Below are 23,318 nucleotides of genomic sequence, written 5' to 3'. Positions count from 1 at the left end.
AGAAAGGAAGGGATTCATTTGACACATGTATACACGAAAATGCATACGAGTGCGGATTTATTGAAAAGTACGATTCGGCTTGAACAATTGATCCCTTTTTTACAAGAGCAAAATACTCACGCCTGTGCAATCGTCAATTCAAAATTGTACGGGCTTTTGCCTTTTTGTAAAGCATTGCAGCAAGCGAGTATTCATGCTGTATTAGGGCTCTCGATAAACGTACAGTGGCAAGATAGAAAGGTTCCACTTGTGTTGTATGCTCAGACGCAAGAAGGCTACCAGCATCTTTTAAAGATTAGTAGTGCAGTTTCGATTAGGGAGGATGATGCACTCCCGTGGAAATGGCTTGAAGGATATGCGACGGGCTGTGTGGCATTACTTTCTTCGGATGATTTAGTAGAAATTGAGGATTGGACAGAAGTAGCAAGTGCTTTAAACGGGGTATTTGGCAAGTATTTATTTATGGGTATAGCAAGACCAGCAGGAATGATAGTCGAAAAAGAAGAAACTTTTGTAGCATGGTGTGAAACTATGAATATAACGCTGGTTGCCTCCCAGAGCTGTTATTTTTTACGTCCAGAAGATCATTTTGCCTTTGAGGTTGCAAGAGCGATAGATTCAGGTGAAAAGCTTACCGGTACAATGCTATCAGCTCATTTACAAGGTTATTTCGCTCCAACGGAAGAGGAATGGCGAAGTTGGTTTGCTGATCATCCAGAATGGCTTGAGTCTAGTGCAACGATGCTAGCTAGCTGTACGGCGGAAATTCCTGAAATGCACGTACAAATGCCAAAATTTCCTGTGCCAACAGGTGAAACAGCCGAAAGCTTGCTTGTCAAAGAGACTTTTGCAGGATTGGCAGAACGTTTAAAGCAAACAGAGATTCCTAAAGTGTATCAGGAGCGACTTCAATACGAGCTTGAAATTATTTGTTCAATGGGCTTTGCGGATTATTTTTTAATTGTTGCAGATTTTATGCACTTTGCTAAAGAAAATCGAATTTTAACAGGTCCTGGTCGTGGTTCATCAGCAAGTTCTCTTGTAGCTTATAGCTTATCAATTACGCAAGTAGATCCATTAGTTTACGGCTTATTATTTGAACGATTTTTAAACCCAGAACGTGTTACACTGCCAGATATCGATATCGACTTTGTCGACAGTAAAAGACAAAAAGTAATCCACTATGTCGCTCAGAAATATGGAAAGGCAAATGTGGCGCAAATTATTACGTTTGGCACTTTGTCTGCAAAGGCAGTTGCTAGAGATGTTGCGCGTGTTTTTGGTTTTGACGCTGAAACGTTGGAGAAAATCTCGAAAATGATTCCAAATAAACCAGGAATAACATTGCAAAAAGCAGTGGACGAATCACAAGGCTTACAAGGTTGGTTAGCTGAGGATGAAAACCATCGTCGCTGGTTTGAGGTGGCGTTAAAACTAGAGGGGGTACCAAGAAATTCTTCCACTCATGCGGCAGGAATTGTACTGTCACCTTCACCATTAGTTAATACGATACCGATTGAAGAAGGGCATGATGGAATATATTGTACGCAATGGCCGATGGGAGATGTAGAAGCCTGTGGACTTGTCAAAATGGATTTTTTAGGATTGCGCAACCTGACAATTTTAGAGCAAGTACGTTGGTCAATTTATAAAGCCGGTGGTCCTTGGATAGAGTTTGATCTTATACCGATGCAAGATGAAAAAACATTTAAACTTCTTCAAATGGGAGATACATTAGGGATTTTTCAATTAGAATCGGAAGGTATGAAGCAAGCTTTACGTGATATTCAACCAACCCATTTTTTAGATATAGTAGCAGTCAATGCATTGTATCGCCCTGGCCCAATGGATTTTATTCCTATGTATGCTAGACGGAAAGCAGGAAGGGAATCGGTTACTATGCCCCATCCAGCATTAGAGCCCATTTTACGAGAGACATTTGGTGTCATAGTTTATCAAGAACAAATCATGAAAATTGCCTCGGTGATGGCTGGATTTACGATGGGACAAGCAGATTTATTGCGTCGAGCGGTAAGTAAGAAAAATCGCCAAGTATTAGAGGCGCAACGTACCGCATTTGTAGATGGAGCGATGAAGCAAGGCTTTGACGTCCATGTGGCGGAAGAAGTGTATGCATTAATTGTACGCTTTGCAGACTATGGTTTCCCTAAAAGCCATGCTGTCGCATATAGCGTTATTTCCTATCAAATGGCCTATTTAAAGGCACATTTCCCGCAAAGTTTTTATACTGCGTTATTATCAAATGCAACAGGAAATGTGGAAAAAATTCTGCAACTTGAGAATGAGGCAAAAGAGAAAGGGATTTCGTTTTACCCGCCATCATTAAAACAAAGTACAAAATTTTTTACTGTTGAGAAGGATGGAATTCGCTATAGCTTATCCGGAATAAAGGGTGTTCCCTATACATTTATAGAAAAAGTATACGCCTTACGCCAAGAGAAGCCAGAAGCATTGGATAATTTGTTTGACTTGGCAGTTGCCTTAAGTGCACAGCATTTTAAACCAAAAGTAATGGAATCTTTAATTTTCGCAGGGGCTCTCGATTATTTAGATAAAGATCGTGCGGTACTGATAGCGACATTGGAGGCAGCTTTGAAGCATGCAGAACTGCTAAGACCAACTGAGGATATTGATATTGAATCGACTACTACCTTTAGCTTTGGTAAGCCAAAGTATATGGAAGTGGAAGCGATGCCACAAAAGGAAAAATTGCTACATGAAAAGGAAAGTCTTGGTTTTTATATATCAGCCCATCCGGTCACAGAGGAAAGAGCTTTTTGGAATGAAGTAAATAGTACGTGCCGAGAGTTAAAACAAGCGCGTGACGGAACGTATGTAAAAATGATTGGCATGATAGAAGAAGTAAAAAAAATACGCACAAAAAAAGGTGAACAAATGGCCTTTGTTCAGCTTCAGGATGAGTTTGGAACGGTATCTGTAACTTTATTCCCACAGGTTTTTCATCTTGTTCAAGAGCTGTTACTTGAAGATGAATTGCTTTACATTGAGGGAACACTTGAAAGGCGCTTTGGTAAACCTCAAGTGAAAGTAAAACATGCGCAAGCGACGAAAAGAATATGAAATTGAAGAAAATTTTAGAAACTGCATACATTTTTTATGCAGTTTTTTCTTTACTTTTTAACAGTTATTTTGTAAGCTATAGTCAATGTTTAAAAGTGGCCAGACCACTTTTTATCTTCATTCTGTATTAGCCTCTCACCTTTGTAGGTGACGAGATGAATTGCGGATGTGATTTCTTTTCAGTGAGTGTCCAAACTTCTACTGAAATAGAGGAACTCAGTCTAAGAACGCCACGTCTTGTGGCATTACCGAAATGACCGACATCGTGTCGGCCCTCGTGCAGGCCTTGGCACAATTCAAAATACGAACGCAAATTTGCCAAGGCGAAATTGATAGTAAGGAGAGTTGATCGTATGGATAAAAAAACTGAGCAAAAGAAAGTGTTTTTAGATATCGTCCAACAATTACGACAACTTATTAAAATGGAAGAAATACAGGCTGGAGAAAAACTACCTTCTGAACGAGTCCTTTCAGAGCGTCTAGGTGTCGGGCGATCCTCCGTGAGAGAGGCATTGCGAAGCTTAGAATTGTTAGGTCTTATTGAAACGAAACATGGGGGAGGTACGTTCCTAGCTTCCACACATAAGCATCAGCTCGTAGAAATACTGTCGATGTTTATATTAGAAGATGAAAAATCAAAAAAGGATGTCGAATTAACGCGACAAATTCATGAAAAGGAAGCCATTCGCGTAATAAGTTGTACAGGGACTCTGCGAACACTATCGGTGTGGGACAGTTTTTTTGTAAAGCTAGAGATAGAAGATACGATTAATTGTCGAGATGTATTACGAGAAATAATCATCACAGCGGGAAATCGTCTTTCACTAAAAGTCTGGTTTCAGCTAGCAGCTTATGATGGTGACCGTTTAAATCGAAACTCAACAGAAGAAGAAAAAATAATCATTCAAACTATGTTGAAATCGATGCAGCTTGGCTATGAAAAAGAAGCATTACAAGCTTACGAGCAGTGGATGAAGACTTTACGAAGTAATTAGACAACAAAGGGGGAGTCAAACATGGCAATTCGCAGCATATTTAGCAAAAAGAAAGAGGACGGTCAAGAAAAGGGATTTCCAGAAGGACTCATGACAAAATGTCCAGAATGCCGTCATATTCAGTTAACGAAGGAATTAGAAAAAAATCATAAAGTATGTACAAAATGTGATCATCATTTCAAAATGACTGCACAGGAGCGTGTAGCAGATTTTTTAGATGAAGGATCATTTGTTTCAATGGATGATCATTTACAAACGAGTAATCCACTGAATTTCCCGGCTTATGTAGAAAAAATTTCAGCGGATCAACAAAAAACGGGATTGAACGAAGCTGTACTGACTGGATTAGGTACTCTGGATGGAGAAGAAATTGTTGTAGCAATTATGGATTCTCATTTCCGTATGGGCTCAATGGGGTCAGTTGTAGGAGAAAAAATCACACTTGCCGTTGAAAAAGCTACTGAATTACGTGTACCGTTTATTATCTTTACTGCTAGTGGTGGAGCGCGCATGCAAGAAGGCATTCTATCATTAATGCAAATGGCAAAAACAAGTGTGGCATTAAAACGTCATAACGATGAAGGACTATTGTTTATTTCTATCTTGACGCATCCTACAACAGGTGGCGTTTCTGCAAGTTTTGCTTCTGTTGGAGATATTAATATTGCGGAACCACAAGCGTTGATTGGCTTTGCTGGTCGCCGTGTCATTGAAGAAACAGTAAGAGAAAAACTGCCAAGTGATTTCCAAACAGCGGAATTTTTATTAGCGCATGGTCAGCTTGATGCAATCTTCCATCGAAAAGATTTACGAAACCAAGTAGCAGTGCTTGTAAAAATGCATACGAAAGGCGGCGTGCAACATGTCTAAAAATTTAGCTTTTGAAGAACCAGTAGTACAATTACGTGAAAAAATTGATGAGTTAAAAACGATTGCTACCGAGGCAGATGTAGATATGACAGGCGAAATCGAAAAGCTTGAAACACGCCTAACACAGCTAGAACAATCTATTTATGCCAATATGAAGCCGTGGGATCGTGTACAGGTTGCTAGACATCCAGAACGACCAACAACTTTACAATATATAGAAGCTATGTGTGAAAACTTTATTGAGTTACATGGTGATCGTACGTTTGGTGATGATGCGGCTATTCTTGGAGGAATTGCTCTTTTTGAAGGTCAGCCAGTAACAATTGTTGGACACCAGCGAGGAAAATCCACAAAAGAAAATATTCGTAGGAATTTTGGTATGCCACATCCAGAAGGATATCGTAAGGCACTACGTTTAATGAAGCAGGCTGAGAAATTTAAGCGACCAATTATTTGTTTTATTGATACGAAAGGTGCTTATCCCGGTAAGGCTGCTGAGGAACGTGGTCAAAGTGAAGCGATTGCCAGAAATCTCGTCGAAATGGCGGGTTTAACAGTGCCAGTTATTTCTATTGTTATTGGAGAAGGCGGTAGTGGAGGTGCCATTGCATTAGGTGTAGCGAATCGTGTCTTTATGTTAGAAAACTCAACGTATTCGGTTATCTCTCCAGAAGGGGCTGCATCGATTTTATGGCGTGATGGTAGCCTAGGAAAGCAAGCGGCAGAAGCGATGCGTATAACAGCACCTGACTTAAAAGAGCTTGGCGTTATCGATGGAATTATCCCTGAAATAACAGGTGGAGCTCATCGCAATGTAGCGAAGCAAGCACTTTCTATAAAAGAATGTATAAGCGACACACTAAAAGCATTAAATTCTTTAAATGGCGAACAATTAATTGAAGACCGTTATGAGAAATTCAGAAAGATTGGACAATATGCAGAAGCTTAAATTCATTTTTAGGTTTTTGGACATGTGAATTTGCTCGTAAAGAGATAAAAATTGTTTCCTCAATAAATTAATAGCCTAATGATGGAAGAATAAATAGTGCGAAAAATATCGTCCGAAACTTTGGGAAAAATGTTAAATTCCAGATATTTTTAAATAGAAAGAGTGTGTGAAAGCGCATTCTTTTTATTTTTTATGTAAAAGTTATGTTTTTGTAGCCTCAGAGCCCTTACATAGTTTGTTTTTTCATGTTAATGTGAATAATAATAGTATCTGCAGGAGGTTCGACAATGAAAAAAATTGCGGTATTAACAAGTGGTGGAGATGCGCCAGGAATGAATGCAGCTATTCGTGCAGTCGTTCGTAAGGCAGCATATCATGGAATTGATGTTGTCGGAATTAAGCACGGCTATGATGGCTTAATAAAAGGAAGTATGGAAAATCTTGATTTAGGTTCAGTAGGTGGCATTATTCAACGTGGTGGTACACATTTAAATTCTGCAAGATGTCCCGAATTTAAAGAAGGCGCTGTTCAGCAGCGAGGCATTGACAATATGCGTGAAGCTGGCATTGAAGGACTAGTCGTTATTGGCGGTGATGGTTCTTACCGTGGAGCTATGGATTTAGTGAAAAAAGGCTTTCCTGTTGTTGGCGTACCAGGAACAATTGATAACGACGTACCAGGAACCGAGTATACGATAGGATTCGATACTGCACTAAATACGGTTGTGGAATCCATTGATAAAATCCGCGATACAGCAACTTCCCATGAAAATTCCTTTATCGTTGAGGTGATGGGGCGAGATGCAGGGGACATTGCTTTATGGGCAGGTCTTGCAGCTGGAGCTGAAACAGTTTTAATTCCAGAAGAAGATTATAATTTGGATGATATTGTGGCACGCTTAGACCGTGGTGCAGCTCGTGGGAAAAAGCATAGCATTATTATCGTCGCTGAGGGTGTCATGTCTGGTAACGAATTGGCAAAGCTATTATATGAAAAAACAGGAAAAGAAACGCGTGTTTCTGTTCTTGGACATATCCAACGTGGTGGTTCACCTACTGCGCGTGATCGTGTTCTAGCGAGTCAATTCGGTGCACATGCAGTTGAATTGCTAATGGAAGGGAAGTCTGGCAGGGCGGTAGGTATCCGTAATCATCAAGTGATTGACTATGATATGCCTGAGGCTTTCGAAAAAAATCATGAGGCAGATGTAAGCTTATATACTTTAATGAAAGAACTATCAATATAATTTGTTATAAAAACGGAGTGGGCAGAAAATGAGAAAAACAAAAATCGTATGTACAATTGGTCCAGCAAGTGAGTCACCAGAAATTTTAGAGAAACTAATTGAAGCAGGTATGAATGTTGCCCGCTTAAACTTTTCGCATGGTTCCCATGAGGAGCATGAAGTACGTATTAATTTAATTCGCGAAGTAGCACAAAAATTAGGGAAACCAGTTGGGATTTTACTCGACACAAAAGGCCCTGAAATTCGTACACACAATATGAAAAACGGAGAATTGCATTTAGCAGCAGGGCAAGTCATTGATATTTCAATGACTGAAGTGGAAGGAACGGAGTCAAGCTTCTCTGTAACGTATGATCATTTAATCGAAGACGTTGAACAAAACTCCATTATTTTATTAGATGATGGACTAATTCAACTACGCGTATTAGCAAAAGATATGGAAAAAGGTCTTATTCATACGATTGTAGAAAATGCAGGTGTCTTAAAAAATAAAAAGGGTGTTAACGTTCCAGGTGTTTCTGTACAACTTCCTGGAATTACAGAAAAAGATGCACAGGACATTCTATTCGGTAGTAAGCAAGGTGTTGACTTTATTGCAGCCTCGTTCGTTCGTCGAGCAAAGGATGTACTAGAAATCCGAGAATTACTTGAACAAAATGGCGGTAGCCACATTCAAATTATCCCGAAAATCGAAAACCAAGAGGGTGTCGATAATATCGATGAAATCATCTTAGTTTCAGATGGATTAATGGTAGCACGTGGTGACCTCGGTGTAGAAATCCCAGCAGAAGAAGTACCACTTGTACAAAAGAAATTAATTTTAAAATGTAATCAAGTAGGTAAACCAGTTATTACAGCTACACAAATGCTAGATTCGATGCAGCGTAATCCACGTCCGACACGAGCAGAGGCTAGTGATGTAGCAAACGCAATTATTGATGGTACAGATGCAATTATGCTTTCTGGTGAAACTGCAGCAGGGCTTTATCCAGTAGAGTCCGTACAAACAATGAATAAAATCGCACTGCGTACAGAAAATTCATTAGACTATAAGGCAATCGTCTCTACACGTAGTCGTGAAAAAGAGGCAAATATGACGGAGGCGATTTCTCAGGCAGTAGCATACACTTCGATTAACTTAGGCGTAAAGGCAGTACTTGCGCCAACAGAAAGTGGTAATACGGCTAGAATGATTGCGAAATATCGCCCCGGTGTACAGATTGTCGCTGTAACGGGTTCTGCCAATACAGCTCACGCATTAACACTAGTTTGGGGTGTATTCCCAGTTGTTTGTCAACGTGTTACGACAACAGATGAAATTTTAGAGCTAGCTGTTGATGAAAGCTTGAAACATGGATTTGTAACGCATGGTGATGCAGTTGTCATTACAGCAGGTGTACCAGTAGGTGAAGCAGGTACTACTAACTTAATGAAGGTACACATCATCGGCGATTTATTAGCTCGTGGTCAAGGAATCGGTAAAGCTTCTGTAGTAGGTAAAACAGTTGTTGCTAAAAATGCAGCAGAGGCACTAGCTTATGACACAGACGGATGCATTATAGTAACGGTTGGTTCAGATCGTGATATGATGCCAGCACTTGAAAATTGTATCGGTCTGATTACGGAAGAGGGTGGGCTTACAAGTCATGCAGCAGTTGTAGGACTAAGCCTTGGTATCCCTGTTATCGTTGGAGTAAAAGAAGCAACTACTTTAATTCGCCACGGTCAAGAAATTACAATGGATGCTGAAACGGGTGTAATTTACAAAGGGCATGCAAGTGTTCTTTAATCTATAATAAAAAGCTCTAGTGCAACTATTTGCACTAGAGCTTTTCTTATAGTAAAGAAGTAATTGCGGTCTTTCAACGAAATCTAGGGATGACATTTTGTTAAAAAGTATGTCGTGTGTATAAGTTGATTGGAGTGAAGGCTGGACGCCCCCAGGAAAGCGCCCAGCCGGAACGGAAATCAACCCCACGTTATGGTGACGAGCTGATTTTGCCTAGTTTAAACAATATTTAACCAAATTAAAATTGTTCCATTTCCCTCATGGAAGGAGAATTAAGAATAGCATCACCTTCTCCTTAAATAGGACCCATTGTTTTTTTAATGAAACTTAATGGGCTATAATAACGTATAAAAGGTATACCTTTTTTAGATAGAAAGGAGAAAAAAATGAGAAAAGTTTTTCTTGGTTTCATTGTCTATGCATTAGCCGAGTTGGCGTTATTAATAGTAATTGGTCAAAATATTGGTATTTTAAATACATTACTTCTTATAGTCGCTACGAGTATTATAGGTATTTATGTAGTGAAAAATAAAGGTATGAATTCTGTACAAAAGGTTAAAAATACGATAGCACGTGGAGAGGCACCAGGGCCAGCATTAGTTGATACAGTTTTAAATTTCAGTGGTGGTGTACTTCTAGTATTACCAGGTTTTATAACAGACCTTGTTGGTTTATTATTGCTCCTACCTTTTTCTCGTAAAATGTTCCAACCAATCTTTTATTTTTGGATGCGGAAAAAAATGAAAAAAGGTCAATTTATCATCGTTCAAAAATAGCATTTTCCTTTAGTTTAACAGCCAAAAATAAAAATATGGGGCTAAGTAAAATACCGTAAAAACCAAATAATAAAATAGAGGCAGCACTGATGAAAAAGGTGTGGAAAGTCCGTAATTGTAATGTGTTTGACCAAAGCATGGATTCAGCTAGCTGCCTTGTTAATTGAACAAAGAGATACAAAAGTAAAATAGCAACACATAAAAAGGTATTGCCTTTTAAGTAAAAATAAATGCTCATGGGTACAAGAAATACGCCAATCCCAAAGAACGGAAGTACGTCTGCAAATGCTACTATAAAGGCTTTGATGATGGCTTGTTCAAATTGGAGAATCATGAATCCTGCACAAAGAATGAGCAGTGTAATCGTGAACAGCTGAAACTCCACATACAAAAAGTAATGAAACAACTGCATAATTTTGGAAAAATGTGACTGCCACTCATTGCGGAATTTTTTGGGCACATATTGGAAAAACCAATATCGGGATTTGCGAGTTTCCAATAGGGCGAAATAGTAAGCGACAAGGAATATAAATACTTCAATTACATGTTTCATGAATAGTTGGAAAATATTAGCCATGTATAAAAAGATTGAATCGAAAATAGAAAGCGATTTTTCCTTTAAAACTTGGATAAACATTGATTCATATTCGTTGAAAAGTGGGAAATTTTGTAGTGTATCTCGGATTTCAGGGAAGACAAGAATAATGCTGTTTATAGAAATGATAACGAGTAAGAAAATGCAAGTTAGAATAAGTGCTTCCACGATAATTGCTGCAAGCCAATAGGTAATCCTACAATAAGAATGAAGAAATTTTATGATAGGATACGTAGAAAAAGACAAAAAAATCGCTAGAGATACGGGTAATACGAACCATAGTATTACCAAGTAGAATATAAAAAACAAAACACTCATAGTTCTTTCGTGTGAAAAATATTTAATATTCCTCATTTTTACAGATTCACCCCATTTCAAATGATAAATTAATGTTAAAACGTAAAAAAGAATCTCTTTCAGGCGTATATATAATCGCTCGTGCACCTTTTTCTTTATTCGGAGGTTTTTCATTCACAAAGCTGTCAAAAATGATTATAATAGCAATTGTAAGCGATTTACTTAATGGTTCATATGAGCAAAAAACGTAAATGTGACCTAATAACTGCATTTACAACTAAAAAAATATAATTATGAGGGAGCGATAATTTATGTCAGCAACTAAAGGTTTAGAAGGTATCGTAGCAGCGGAATCTAAAATCAGTTCAATTATCGATGACACACTTACATATGTTGGTTACAACATTGATGATTTAGCAGAGAATGCGTCATTCGAAGAGGTAATTTATTTATTATGGCATACTCGTTTACCAAAAGCGGACGAGCTAGCTGAATTAAAACAACAATTGGCAGACAACATGTCTATTCCGCAAGCAATTGTAGACCAATTCAAATCATACCCACTTTCAACTGTACATCCAATGGCTGCACTACGTACTGCAGTATCTTTACTTGGTGTATTCGATGAAGAGGCGGATGTTATGGATACAGAAGCTAACTATCGTAAAGCTATCCGTCTACAAGCTAAAATTGCAACAGTAGTTACTGCATTTGCGCGTGTTCGTAAAGGTTTAGAGCCAGTTGCACCAAAACCAGAATTAGGATATGCAGCAAACTTCTTATACATGCTTAAAGGTGAAGAACCAGCAGCAATCGAAGTTGAAGCATTCGACAAAGCATTAGTATTACATGCTGACCACGAATTAAATGCATCTACATTCACAGCACGTGTATGTGTAGCTACATTATCAGATGTTTATTCTGGTGTAACTGCAGCTATCGGTGCATTAAAAGGACCACTTCATGGTGGTGCAAATGAGCAAGTTATGAAAATGTTAACTGAAATCGGCTCACTTGAAAACGTTGAATCTTATATTCAAAATAAATTAGATAACAAAGAAAAAATCATGGGCTTCGGTCACCGCGTATACCGCAAAGGCGACCCACGTGCACCACACTTACGTGTAATGTCACAAAAATTAACTGAGCTAACTGGTAAACCAGAGCTTTATGAAATGTCAGTTAAAATCCATGACATGATCGTAGAACAAAAGAAATTACCTGCAAACGTAGACTTCTTCTCTGCGTCAGTGTATGATTCTTTAGGTATTGATCATGACCTATTCACACCAATTTTCGCAGTATCACGTACTTCTGGTTGGGTAGCTCATATTTTAGAGCAATATGCTAACAACCGCCTAATCCGTCCACGTGCAGAGTATGTTGGACCAGGCATGCAAAAATATGTTCCAGTCAGCGAGCGCTAATTCGGAAAATATGCTAGAATATTTGGGACTGTGTTACTGAAAACACAGTCCTATGATTATGAATTTAGGAGGCAACATCAATGTCAAACAAAATTGTAGTTGAAAATGGCGTACTTAATGTACCAAACAATCCAGTGATTCCTTTCATCGAAGGTGACGGAATTGGTCCAGATATTTGGGCTGCAGCATCACGCGTAATCGACGCAGCAGTAGAAAAAGCTTACAATGGTGAAAAGAAAATCGAATGGTTAGAAGTTCTAGCTGGTGAAAAAGCATTCAACCAAACTGGTGAATGGTTACCACAAGAAACTTTAGACAAAATTAACGAATACCTAATCGCAATCAAAGGTCCTCTTACTACTCCAATCGGTGGTGGTATCCGCTCTCTAAACGTAGCATTACGTCAACAGCTTGACCTATATGTATGCTTACGTCCAGTACGTCACTTTGATGGAGTACCTTCTCCAGTTAAACGCCCAGAAGACGTTGAAATGGTTATCTTCCGCGAAAACACAGAAGACATCTATGCTGGTATTGAATTCGAATCTGGCTCTGAACAAGCACAAAAAATCATCAACTTCCTACAAACTGAATTTGGTGTTAACCAAATCCGCTTCCCAGAAACTTCTGGTATCGGTGTAAAACCTGTATCTAAAGAAGGTACTGAGCGTTTAGTACGTTCTGCTATCGAATACGCTATTAAACATAAACGTCCATCTGTTACTTTAGTACACAAAGGTAACATCATGAAATTCACTGAAGGTGGATTCAAAAAATGGGGTTATGAATTAGCTGAAAAAGAATTTGCTGATCAAACATTCACTTGGAACCAATATGATGCTATTAAAGCTGAACAAGGTGAAGAAGCAGCAAACAAAGCACAAACTGACGCTTTAGCAGCTGGTAAAATCTTAGTTAAAGATTCTATCGCTGATATCTTCTTACAACAAATCTTAACTCGTCCAACTGAGTTCGACGTAGTTGCTACAATGAACTTAAACGGTGACTATATCTCTGACGCATTAGCTGCTCAAGTTGGTGGTATCGGTATCGCTCCAGGCGCAAACATTAACTATGTAACTGGACATGCGATCTTCGAAGCTACTCACGGTACAGCTCCAAAATATGCTGGTCAAGATAAAGTAAACCCATCTTCAGTATTACTTTCAGGTGTATTAATGCTTGAACACTTAGGATGGCAAGAAGCAGCTGACATGGTTACTAAATCTGTAGAGAAAACAATCTCTTCTAAAGTTGTAACTTACGACTTTGCTCGTTTAATGGACGGCGCTAAAGAAGTAAAATGTTCAGAATTCGCTACTGAATTAATCAAAAACCTATAATTTTCTATTTTAAATAGAAATTATAGTTAAAGTGGAAGTATATTCTGCCGATATAATTAGGGTGAAATGTAAATTTCTATTGAACTTAGCTTAATAAAATATTTATGATGAACTTGTTTAATCGAGGGAGGAGAATTTATTCTCCTCCCTCTTTTAATTTCTTTCAGCGGGTGTTTAAACACCCGCTGAAAGAAGCCTCCGGCGGATGTCATGGAATCGAAAAGGAGTTTCTTTGTGCTTGCACAAAGCCGATTCCTGACGCAATTATGCCGAGGCATAATTGATTAAATAACCTAATTTAAAGGAGCGTATTCGAATGTCTCTGAAACGAAAAAAAATCTCAGTAATCGGTAGCGGTTTTACAGGCGCTACTGCAGCATTTTTAGCAGCTCAAAAAGAACTTGGTGATGTAGTGTTAGTGGATATCCCTCAAGCTGAAAACCCAACAAAAGGTAAAGCTCTAGACATGTGGGAAGCTGCACCAGTGCAAGGCTATGATTCTTATGTTAAAGGTACTTCTAATTATGCGGATACTGCAGATTCTGATGTAGTAATTATCACTGCAGGTGTTGCTCGTAAACCAGGTATGAGCCGTGACGATCTTGTTCAAATTAACCAAGATGTGATGAAAGCTGTTTCCAAGGAAATTGCTAAATATTCACCAAATGCAACAATCCTCGTACTTACAAACCCAGTTGATGCAATGACTTACACAGTATTCAAAGAAACTGGTTTCCCAAAAAATCGTGTAATAGGTCAATCAGGTGTACTCGATACGGCTCGTTTCTGTGCGTTTGTAGCTGAAGAACTTAATATCTCAGTAAAAGACATCACAGGTTTTGTTTTAGGTGGGCATGGTGATACAATGGTGCCACTAACTCGCTACTCATTTGCTGGAGGTATTCCATTAGAATCATTAATCCCAGCAGCTCGTCTTGAAGAGATTGTTGACCGAACACGTAAAGGTGGCGCTGAAATCGTTAACCTTCTTGGTAATGGTTCTGCATATTATGCTCCTTCAGCGGCGCTTATTGAAATGGCGGAAGCTATCATTAAAGACCAAAAACGTATACTTCCATCTATTGCATACTTAGAAGGCGAATATGGCTACAATGATTTATACCTAGGTGTTCCTACATTATTAGGTGCAAATGGTATAGAAAAAATCTTTGAACTTGAGTTAACAGACAATGAAAAAGCAGCTTTAGATAAATCGGCAGAGGCTGTCCGCGACGTTATGAAAGTTTTAGCTTAATAAAAGTTTATGAAATCGAGTAGGATTCATTCCTACTCGATTTTTTTTCGAGTATTGAGACATCAAAAAAGTAGGACGAATAGTGCGTCAAAATAAGATGTACTTACAAAAAAACGGGATACCAGAAAATAGAGATGGGTAGCACCTGGAACTTTATTGATAAAGGCTCATCACTTAGAGTTACGGAACGGATTCTTCTTCAACTAATGGAGCAGGATAGCTATATAAAGAATTTTCAATTTCTTCAAAAAATAGAGTGAAAATGAACGGACATATTTGAAGGAGGAGAAATATGCTAAAATTATCCTATCGATAATCACATTGGGTTTATCTGCTTACATTGGTCGAACAAAGAGATGTAATAAGGCTTACGAGAAGAGTGAAATAATCCTCTGTACTGTTAGGCTATAGCTAACGAATAAATTTTAATATTTTATTATTGGGAGGACGAAATAATGGATTTGGTAAACCGATTTTTAAACGGCTTGAGAGCAAAGTTATCAACAGATGAGCTCGAGGAACTAAATACAGCTTGTGGTGCTACAAAAGAGGATATTGATACGCTAAAGTCAGAATATCCAAATTGTCCAGAATCACTAATCTGTCTACTTGAAAATATTGATGGTACATACTGGCGGAAATATGGAAAAAGCAAAATTGCTGTTTGTATTTTAGGGTCAGATGTTGAAGAATATCCATATTATTTACTGTCTACACAGCAGATGCTCGAAAGTTCAAAAGAAGAAGAAGACATCTCCTATCTTTTAGAATACCAAGATGATGAGGAGGCTGTTGACCCTAAGATAAATCCGGAGGGACTTCTCCCGGGTATGTATATTCATTTTTCAGACTGTATGAACAATGGTGGGTCATCGAGACTCTATATTGATTTTAATCCTTCTGATGAAGGTGTATGCGGTCAAATAATTCGCTTTTTGCACGACCCTGATCAATATGAAGTGATTGCAAACAGCTTTGATGAGTATTTACAGGATCTTATTGACGGTGGTTTTAATTTTCTGGAAAACGAAGAAGAATAACCTCTTATGCTCTAGATATCAACTGAAATAAAGTCACGCTTTTTATAAGAAAGATGCGATGTTTTAAATAAAGTTGTGATGTTTATAAAAATGTTATGATTCGATGTGGTTTCTTTTAATTTTGGGGGTGCCAAAACTGAAAAGTTGAGGAGACAATTTGTTAAAACGTATGCTATGTAAATAAGTTGATTGGAGTGGAGACTGGGCGACTCCTTGGGGATCAGCAATAGAGGAACGAAGGCTAAAATCATCACGTCCTGTGATAACGCCTTCGTGACCAACATCGGTGCTGTTGCTGTCGCTACGTTGCACTACGCTTTCGCACAGACAAAAACACTTTGCTGACGCTGCGTTAGCACTACGCTTTCGCGCAAAAAACATCTGTTGGCCCGAGACCCTGGAGCGAGCAAATAGGGGAACGAAGGCTAATTGCATCACATCCTGTGATAACGCCTTCGTGACCAACATCGTGTTGGCCCAAGCGACTCATCGGACGCCCCCAGGAAAGCGCCCGGTTGGAAGGGAAATCAACCCCACGTTATGCTAACGCTTTGCTTTCATGTAGATATACAATGCTGCTGCCGCTTCGCTTTCGTTACAGAAAACATGTTGCTGAATGAAGATAAAATGGTTATTCTGCTTTTCGTTGTACTTTTGGAATAAAATTGATACTATGAAGGTATATGATAGAAAAGGGGTTGGCGTATTTTTGCTTCAAAAAAACAGTAAGCTTGGTCTCACTATTGATGAAATTACAGTTGGCGAGAAGATTCATATTACCGAAAAAATAGAAGATAAGGATTTATTGCTTTATTTGGGACTTACGAATGATAATAATCCACTTTATATTCAACATGATTATGCTGCAATGACACCTTTTCAAAAGCCAATCGTACCAACAATCATGTTAAATGGCATTATTACTTCTGCTGTGTCAAAGTATATTCCTGGACCAGGTGCACGAATTATTGAGCAACATATAAAATATTTAGGACCGCTCTATCATTATGAATTATTTGATACTCTTTTAGAGGTAACGGAAGTAAATAAATTACAAAATACGATTACTGTATCTGTACACTCATATAATGAGCAAAAGCAGCTTGTGATTGAAGGTACTTTACTGGTGACACCACCACTTACTTTATAGACGTCTTGAGATTTGAAATGGGGGTTTCAAATCACTAACGGAGGCATTACACATGACAAAAACGATTTTAGTTGTTGAAGATGAATTTTCTATTGCGACATTATTGAAATATAATTTAGAGCAGGCTGGATATGTTGTAGAAACAGCTGCAGATGGCCAAGAGGGTCTGGATAAGGCAATTGACTTACAGCCAGATTTAATTCTATTAGATTTGATGCTTCCAAGACTTGATGGTATGGAAGTTTGTAAACAAATTCGTCAACAACGTATGAATACACCTATTATTATGCTTACAGCAAAGGATGACGAATTCGATAAAGTACTTGGTCTAGAGCTAGGGGCAGATGATTATATGACAAAGCCCTTTAGTCCTCGCGAAGTGTTAGCGCGGGTAAAGGCTGTTTTAAGACGTTTTACACAAAATGTAGTGGCTGAAGATAAGAGTGGGCCACAAGAGAAAATGTATGAATTTGGACAATTACGTGTCTTTCCAGAGCGTTTTGAAGTATTTTTACATGATGAAGCACTGGAATTTACACCAAAGGAATTTGAGCTACTCATTTATTTACTTGAAAATAAAAACCGTGTTTTAACGCGTGATCAGCTATTAAGTGCTGTATGGAAGTATGACTTTGCTGGCGATACTCGAATTGTGGATGTGCATATAAGCCACCTTCGCGATAAAATCGAGGAAAATAGCCGTAAGCCGATATTCATCAAAACAATTCGCGGCCTTGGCTATAAATTCGAGGAGCCGAAAACGACATGAAATCAATGAGCAACCGCTTATTCTTGACATTCATGCTATTGCTTGGAACGATATTAGCTGTCCTAATGATTGTAATAGGTCGGCTTTTTCCTGTTTATATAGAACAGTACAACGAGCAGGCTAGTGTAGAGAGGCAAGAATCCATTAACCAAGTATTAGATGAACGAAAGATTGAATTATCTAAGGAAGATAAAGAGGCGCTATATACTGCGCAAAACATTGAGGCTAAAGATTCTCTATTATCGACTGTTCATGCGCGGCTTTATGTAGTGCTAGCGATTCTTTTTATAATAGCGCTCATGTTAATGGCTGTTGTAAGTCGCTATATGATTCGAAACTTCACTGAACCTATTGATAACGTGACAGATACAGCACTTGAGCTGGCGAAGGGAAATTATCGTGCTCGTGCCCATGAAAATGAGCATGCACGCATGATGCCGCTTAGTCACTCCATCAATATTTTAGCGCGTAATTTACAGGATATAACGACGATTCGCGAGGTAGAAGAAGAAAGGCTTAAAACGTTAATTGAAAACATGGGAAGCTCCCTCATGATGATTGGGCGTGAGGGAAATATATCTATTGTGAACCGTGTATTTTTAGAACGTTTCGGTATGCAAATTGACGATGTACAAGGGAAAGTTTTTCGTACAATAGGCTTACCTAAATCACTAGAGCAATTTATCGACCATGTGTTTCTAACAGAAATGCCTTATCGACAACAAATTAAAATGGAGGTCCAACAGGAGCTATATAATAAGGAAGTGTACGGAGCACCTGTTATAGGAGATCATGGTCGATGGCTTGGTGTCGTTATCGTTATGCATGATATTACGGAGCTTGTTCGTTTAGAGCAAATTCGTAAGGACTTTGTAGCAAATGTATCCCATGAATTGCGTACACCTATTACATCTATTAAAGGCTTTTCTGAAACTTTACTGGATGGTGCATATAAGGATGAAAAAATGCTGCTATCTTTTTTAGAGATCATTTATAAGGAAAGTAACCGTCTGCAGATGCTGATTCAGGATTTACTAGAGTTATCGAAAATTGAACAGCATGGTTTTACCGTTAATATTATGCCGATGGGCTTGCAAGATGTACTTATACGTGGAGCAGAGTTGACAGGGCCTCGTCTAGATGAGAAAAATATGAGCTTTTATGTTGATATAGAACGTGATGTTCAAGTTATGGGTGACGCCAATCGTATTATTCAAATTGTCACTAATTTAATTACCAATGCCATCACGTACTCTCCGGAAAATACAACCGTTACGATTCGATTAAAGGAAAATGAAACGCACGGCATTATTGAAATAGAAGACCAAGGTATAGGAATTGAAAAGCATGAAATTGCCCGTGTCTTTGAACGGTTTTATCGTGTGGATCGTGCGCGAAGCAGGAATTCTGGGGGAACAGGTTTAGGGCTTGCTATTGTGAAGCATTTAGTAGAGGCGCACCATGGTCGCATTCAGGTAGAAAGTGAAGTTGGTGTTGGGACAAAAATGATTGTCATGATTCCGAAAAATTAACGAATTCTTTACAATAGCACAATTTTAGATTCACAATGGGGTCTTATACTTGTTAGTAGAAACCCCCTATATTATTGTTAAGACTTTAAAATAGCTTGAAAAATCTTTATATATGAAGAATTTTTAACTTCTTTCAGTGGGTGTCTAAACATCCGCTGAAAGAAGTCAAACCTTCCAGACGCAATTATGCCGAGGCATAATTGATTTGTATTGCTTAGTTATAGCCAATAGGAAGAATCTATTACCAAATTTTTTGGTGGTAGATTCTTTTTCTGTTTTACAGGTAACGTAAATAGGTGTAAAGTATAGTAGCATAATATTCAACTAACAATCAATGTACTTGTTAGTTGAACCAATCAGGCTAATACGGTCAGATAATAAGCCCATTTTAATCTAGAAGGGATCTATATTACTGACCGTTAAAGCAGGATAAAAAATTGAAAGAAGGATGACCATGAAAATCGTCAAAAGTATCGTGCAAATCGGCTATCTTTATGTAATTTTATTTGTTGGGAATAGTATTGCACGCCTACTTCACTTGCCGATTCCAGGGAGCATAATTGGACTAGTCTTATTGTTTTTACTTTTGCAGTTTCATATTATTAAGCTTGAATGGATTGAGCTAGGTGCAGGTTTATTACTTAGTGAACTATTACTATTTTTCATTCCATCTGCAATCGGAGTAATCGACTATACTACATTATTCGGTGTGCAAGGTGTGAAAGCTGTTCTTGTTATTGTATTGAGTGCCATAGTTGTAATGTTTGCAACAGGTTTCACAGCGCAATTACTAGGGCAACGAAAAAAAGGTGATACTGCATGAGCTTTTTAATAGCTTTAGTAAGTTTACTAGGTACTATTGCAGTTTTTTATACTAGTAAAATGTTTTATAAAAAGTATCAGAAGGAATGGTTGACACCTATACTGATCACTCCATTAGTGGTCATTATCATTTTGTTACTAACGGGTACATCTTATAAATCCTATACTGCAGGAGCTAGTATTTTATCAAATTTACTTGGACCAGCAACAGTTGCATTTGCGGTACCAATTTATAAAAATTTTAATCTATTAAAGAAACATGCTTTTGAAATTTTTCTAAGTATTGCAGTTGGCTCAGCCGTTGCTATAACATCATCATTTATCATTGCCGTAGTAATTGGATTAAATAATGAGCTTGTGCATAGCTTAGTTCCGCGTTCAGTTACGACACCAATAGCGATGGACATTTCCAATATGATTGGTGGCTCTCCTACCCTTACTGCAGTTTTCGTTATGGTAACTGGTATTTTAGGGAGTCTCATAGCACCGTTAGTGATTAAAGTATGTCGTTTCCATCGACCATCCTCTAGAGGTCTCATGTTAGGAATGGGTGCACATGGTACAGGTACCTCTAAAGCATTTGAAATTGGTGAGCTTGAAGGTACTTTTGCGAGTCTTGCTATGATTGTAGCTGCATTAATTAGCATTGTTTTATCAACAACTTTTTTCCCAGCATTTGAACATCTAGTTGTCAATATCCTGTTGCCTTAAATGGTAACAGGATTTTTTTCGGTCCTATTTTATTTATGGGGTATGATTTTTAGATGGAGGATCAGCGCTTTACAATGCTCCTTATGTCAAACTGCCTAAAATAAAAAACTAGTTTATTAAAATATTTTGAAACTTTTAAGTAAGTGTCCCGTATACAATAGTACTAAGCTTAAGGGAGGATTAGACATGAGTGTGAAAAGGTCGCTAATGATGGTGGGACTTGGGATTTTTGCTGCTGTTGCACTTATTGCTGTATTTACATCGTGGTACACGGTAGATGAATCAGAACAAGCAGTTGTCATTACGTTCGGTCGTGCTGATGATACAGTAACAGAACCGGGTTTACATTTTAAGTTACCTTGGCCTGTACAATCGGTTGAGGTTTTATCGAAGGAAACATTTAGTTTGCAGTTCGGCTATAAGCAAAATAAAGAAGGGGAATTGGAAGCTTATGATGCCGAAACAAAAATGATTACAGGGGATGAGCATATTGTTTTAACAGACCTTGTAGTTCAATGGAAGATTACAGAACCGAACAAGTATTTATTCAGCTCACAAGATCCAGAAAAAATATTACATAGCGCTACGTCGAGTGCGATTCGATCTATTATCGGAAGTTCCAAAATCGACGCTGCGTTAACTGAAGGAAAAGCAGACATAGAAGCAAAATCACGAGATTTACTCGTTTCTCTTATTGAAAAATACGATATAGGTATAAGTGTTTTAGGGGTAAAACTACAGGATGTTGAATTACCGAATGCAGATGTGCGAGCAGCCTTTACAGCTGTTACAGACGCACGAGAAATGAAGAATACAAAAATAAATCAAGCAGAAAAATATGAGAATCAGCGAATTAGTGAAGCGCAAGGTGAAAAGGATGCAATTATCTCGAAGGCGGAAGGTGAAAAAACAGCGCGTATTGAACAGGCTCAAGGGGATGTAGCTGTCTTTAATAAAATGTATGAGCAATATAAGGGCAATCAACAGATTACACGCGAACGTTTAATTTTGGAAACACTTGAAAATGTATTACCTAAAGCACAAATTTATATTATGAATGATGATGGGAATACAATGAAATACTTGCCTCTTCAAGGGTTGCAACCTGCAAAACAGGAGACACCTGCAACACAGGAAACAACTACGACACAGGAAACACCAAAAGAGAAAAAAGAAGGGAGCGGTAACTAATGGATCAAAAAAATAAGGATCTTGAAAAATTCCTGAATTTTTTATCGGGTAAATCCAAAAATACTGCTTCGAAAGAAGGGAATACAGAGGATAATGTAATTAAAATGTCGAAAAAAAGCCCGATGAATCCAAAAAAATATATTTCTCTTGCCGTCACTTTAGCTGCCGTTTTCGCCATGGCTATTATAGTATTTGTGAATGTTTATATTGTTAAAGAATCCGAATACGCAGTTGTTAGACAGTTTGGGGAAGTAGTGAAGTTTCAGAGTGAGCCTGGCCTGAAAATAAAGGTTCCATTTATTCAAAGCGTCACAAAGCTTCCAAAAAACCAAATGACTTATGAAATTTCTGAAGAGGAAATTAATACAAAGGATAAAAAACGAATAATCATTGATAATTATGCAGTTTGGCGTATCACAGATCCAAAGCAATTAATTTCGAATGCAGGAACAATAGAAAAAGTTGAAACACGTATGGAAGAGTTTATCTATTCGGTTATTCGCTCAGAGCTTGGTCGAATAGAATATAAGGAGATTATTAACGACGAAAACTCTTCGCGTGGTAGTATTAATGACCAAGTCACAAAACGAGTTAATGAATTGCTCTCAAACGATAAATATGGAATTGAAGTAGTGGATGTCCGTTTGCGTCGTATCGACTTGCCAACGGAGAATGAGCAATCCGTGTTTACGAATATGATTTCAAATCGTGAATCAATCGCACAGAAATACCTATCTGAAGGTGATGCTGAGAAACGTCGTGTTGAAGCACAAACAGATAAAAAAGTTCAAGAAATGCTAGCAACAGCTAAAAAGGATGCAGCATTGATTCAAGCGGAAGGTGAAGCAGAAGCAGCGAAGATTTACAATAAATCGTTCTCGCAAGATCCTGAATTCTATTCATTGTACCGTACATTAGAGTCATATAAGAAAACTGTAGGTGAAGATACGGTCATTATTTTACCATCTACTTCACCATATGCAAAAATATTATCTGGCTATGTAAAATAAAAATAATACTATTATTCTTGCAAGGATATGAAGTCGTCTCAATTTTTTTGAGACGGCTTTTTTTACATTTTAGTAAGATGTCTTGTATGGCATAGGAAGGACTTTAATGAATGGCGATATTTATAAAGTTGATTGGAGTGGAGACTGGGCGACTCCTTGGGGATTAGCAATAGAGGAACGAAGGCTAAAACCATCACATCCTGTGATAACGCCTTCGTGACCAACATCGTGTTGGCCCGAGACCCTGGAGCGAGCATCGCGAGTGAAGCGGCTCATCGGACGCCCCCAGGAAAGCGCCCAGTCGGAACGGAAATCAACTCCACATTATGGTGAGGGGTCTTTGTAGTTTGGGTTTAGGTATTTTTAATCAGGTGATTTTAATTATTTTTCATTTATCAATGTTTTATCATGAAAATGATAGAAATTTATAATTTTGTGTTTCGTAAAT

At 38.2% G+C, this 23,318-nt stretch carries 22 protein-coding genes; 18 read left to right on the top strand and 4 right to left on the bottom strand.

The annotated features are described in order from the left end of the window. Positions 1-18: 18 nt before the first annotated feature. From dnaE to ACFCYJ_RS17210, 7 genes are all read left to right on the top strand, one after another. Positions 19-3,102 carry a DNA polymerase III subunit alpha gene (gene dnaE, locus ACFCYJ_RS17240; protein ID WP_376075313.1) on the top strand — a complete coding sequence of 1,028 codons (3,084 nt, stop codon included), beginning with the start codon at positions 19-21 and terminating at the stop codon, positions 3,100-3,102. A gap of 353 nt (positions 3,103-3,455) precedes the next feature. Next, positions 3,456-4,097: a FadR/GntR family transcriptional regulator gene (locus ACFCYJ_RS17235; RefSeq protein WP_376075311.1), complete on the top strand. Its 642-nt coding sequence runs from the start codon at positions 3,456-3,458 to the stop codon at positions 4,095-4,097. Between the two features lie 21 nt (positions 4,098-4,118). Continuing rightward, positions 4,119-4,967 carry an acetyl-CoA carboxylase, carboxyltransferase subunit beta gene (gene accD / locus ACFCYJ_RS17230; RefSeq protein ID WP_376075310.1) on the top strand — a complete coding sequence of 283 codons (849 nt, stop codon included), beginning with the start codon at positions 4,119-4,121 and terminating at the stop codon, positions 4,965-4,967. Beyond that, positions 4,960-5,916 carry an acetyl-CoA carboxylase carboxyltransferase subunit alpha gene (locus ACFCYJ_RS17225; RefSeq protein ID WP_376075308.1) on the top strand — a complete coding sequence of 319 codons (957 nt, stop codon included), beginning with the start codon at positions 4,960-4,962 and terminating at the stop codon, positions 5,914-5,916. Before accD ends, ACFCYJ_RS17225 begins: the two co-directional genes overlap by 8 nt. Before the next feature lie 287 nt (positions 5,917-6,203). Beyond that, on the top strand, positions 6,204-7,163 hold the full coding sequence (gene pfkA, locus ACFCYJ_RS17220) for a 6-phosphofructokinase (protein WP_376075306.1): 960 nt from the start codon (positions 6,204-6,206) through the stop codon (positions 7,161-7,163). A gap of 28 nt (positions 7,164-7,191) precedes the next feature. After that, positions 7,192-8,952: a pyruvate kinase gene (gene pyk, locus ACFCYJ_RS17215; RefSeq protein ID WP_376075305.1), complete on the top strand. Its 1,761-nt coding sequence runs from the start codon at positions 7,192-7,194 to the stop codon at positions 8,950-8,952. Between the two features lie 386 nt (positions 8,953-9,338). After that, entirely contained in the window at positions 9,339-9,728 is a 390-nt protein-coding gene (locus ACFCYJ_RS17210) for an FxsA family protein (RefSeq protein WP_376075302.1), read from the top strand. Here ACFCYJ_RS17210 and ACFCYJ_RS17205 read toward each other — a convergent pair. Next, positions 9,712-10,641, bottom strand: a complete 930-nt coding sequence (locus tag ACFCYJ_RS17205; protein ID WP_376075300.1) for an AI-2E family transporter — start codon at positions 10,639-10,641, stop codon at positions 9,712-9,714. The genes ACFCYJ_RS17210 and ACFCYJ_RS17205 overlap by 17 nt on opposite strands. A gap of 290 nt (positions 10,642-10,931) precedes the next feature. On the opposite strand from ACFCYJ_RS17205, the gene citZ reads away from it, so the two are divergent. The 4 genes from citZ to ACFCYJ_RS17185 all read left to right on the top strand — a co-directional run bounded on the left by citZ (position 10,932) and on the right by ACFCYJ_RS17185 (position 15,685). After that, positions 10,932-12,047: a citrate synthase gene (citZ, locus tag ACFCYJ_RS17200; RefSeq protein WP_376075297.1), complete on the top strand. Its 1,116-nt coding sequence runs from the start codon at positions 10,932-10,934 to the stop codon at positions 12,045-12,047. 80 nt (positions 12,048-12,127) lie between these two features. Beyond that, positions 12,128-13,390 (top strand): NADP-dependent isocitrate dehydrogenase, encoded by a 1,263-nt coding sequence (icd, locus tag ACFCYJ_RS17195; protein ID WP_370075675.1) that lies wholly within the window; start codon positions 12,128-12,130, stop codon positions 13,388-13,390. Positions 13,391-13,706: 316 nt separating this feature from the next. Then, entirely contained in the window at positions 13,707-14,645 is a 939-nt protein-coding gene (mdh, locus tag ACFCYJ_RS17190; protein WP_376075296.1) for a malate dehydrogenase, read from the top strand. 455 nt (positions 14,646-15,100) lie between these two features. Then, positions 15,101-15,685, top strand: coding sequence for an SMI1/KNR4 family protein (locus ACFCYJ_RS17185; protein WP_376075293.1), 585 nt, complete (start codon positions 15,101-15,103; stop codon positions 15,683-15,685). 93 nt (positions 15,686-15,778) lie between these two features. Here ACFCYJ_RS17185 and ACFCYJ_RS17180 read toward each other — a convergent pair whose 3' ends face one another. Next, positions 15,779-16,066, bottom strand: a complete 288-nt coding sequence (locus ACFCYJ_RS17180; protein WP_376075292.1) for a hypothetical protein — start codon at positions 16,064-16,066, stop codon at positions 15,779-15,781. Next, positions 16,044-16,175: a hypothetical protein gene (locus tag ACFCYJ_RS17175; RefSeq protein WP_376075290.1), complete on the bottom strand. Its 132-nt coding sequence runs from the start codon at positions 16,173-16,175 to the stop codon at positions 16,044-16,046. The genes ACFCYJ_RS17180 and ACFCYJ_RS17175 overlap by 23 nt, the downstream gene beginning before the upstream one ends. Positions 16,176-16,394: 219 nt before the next feature. Between ACFCYJ_RS17175 and ACFCYJ_RS17170 the strand changes: the two genes are divergently transcribed. The 7 genes from ACFCYJ_RS17170 (at position 16,395) to hflC (ending at position 22,870) form a co-directional block, all read left to right on the top strand. Then, entirely contained in the window at positions 16,395-16,835 is a 441-nt protein-coding gene (locus tag ACFCYJ_RS17170) for a MaoC/PaaZ C-terminal domain-containing protein (RefSeq protein WP_323649193.1), read from the top strand. Positions 16,836-16,887: 52 nt separating this feature from the next. Further along, positions 16,888-17,604, top strand: a complete 717-nt coding sequence (locus ACFCYJ_RS17165) for a response regulator transcription factor (RefSeq protein ID WP_376075288.1) — start codon at positions 16,888-16,890, stop codon at positions 17,602-17,604. Continuing rightward, on the top strand, positions 17,601-19,136 hold the full coding sequence (pnpS, locus tag ACFCYJ_RS17160; RefSeq protein WP_376075286.1) for a two-component system histidine kinase PnpS: 1,536 nt from the start codon (positions 17,601-17,603) through the stop codon (positions 19,134-19,136). The genes ACFCYJ_RS17165 and pnpS overlap by 4 nt, the downstream gene beginning before the upstream one ends. Before the next feature lie 454 nt (positions 19,137-19,590). Then, the gene (locus tag ACFCYJ_RS17155; protein ID WP_376075285.1) at positions 19,591-19,959 is read left to right on the top strand and encodes a CidA/LrgA family holin-like protein; all 369 of its coding nucleotides are present in this window, start codon (positions 19,591-19,593) and stop codon (positions 19,957-19,959) included. Then, a complete protein-coding gene (locus ACFCYJ_RS17150) occupies positions 19,956-20,669 on the top strand; it encodes an LrgB family protein (RefSeq protein ID WP_376075283.1) in 714 nt (237 codons plus the stop codon). Before ACFCYJ_RS17155 ends, ACFCYJ_RS17150 begins: the two co-directional genes overlap by 4 nt. Positions 20,670-20,855: 186 nt before the next feature. Next, on the top strand, positions 20,856-21,860 hold the full coding sequence (hflK, locus tag ACFCYJ_RS17145) for an FtsH protease activity modulator HflK (RefSeq protein WP_376075281.1): 1,005 nt from the start codon (positions 20,856-20,858) through the stop codon (positions 21,858-21,860). Next, a complete protein-coding gene (hflC, locus tag ACFCYJ_RS17140) occupies positions 21,860-22,870 on the top strand; it encodes a protease modulator HflC (protein WP_376075280.1) in 1,011 nt (336 codons plus the stop codon). Before hflK ends, hflC begins: the two co-directional genes overlap by 1 nt. A gap of 120 nt (positions 22,871-22,990) precedes the next feature. On the opposite strand, the gene ACFCYJ_RS17135 is transcribed toward hflC, so the two are convergent. Further along, positions 22,991-23,146, bottom strand: coding sequence for a hypothetical protein (locus tag ACFCYJ_RS17135; protein ID WP_376075277.1), 156 nt, complete (start codon positions 23,144-23,146; stop codon positions 22,991-22,993). Positions 23,147-23,318: the final 172 nt, after the last annotated feature.

It is taken from the genome of Lysinibacillus sp. NPDC056232 (assembly GCF_042267565.1).
In the GTDB taxonomy this organism is placed as follows: domain Bacteria; phylum Bacillota; class Bacilli; order Bacillales_A; family Planococcaceae; genus Lysinibacillus.
The sequence above is the reverse complement of the archived record's forward strand: the minus strand, read 5'-3'. Positions and strand labels throughout refer to the sequence as shown.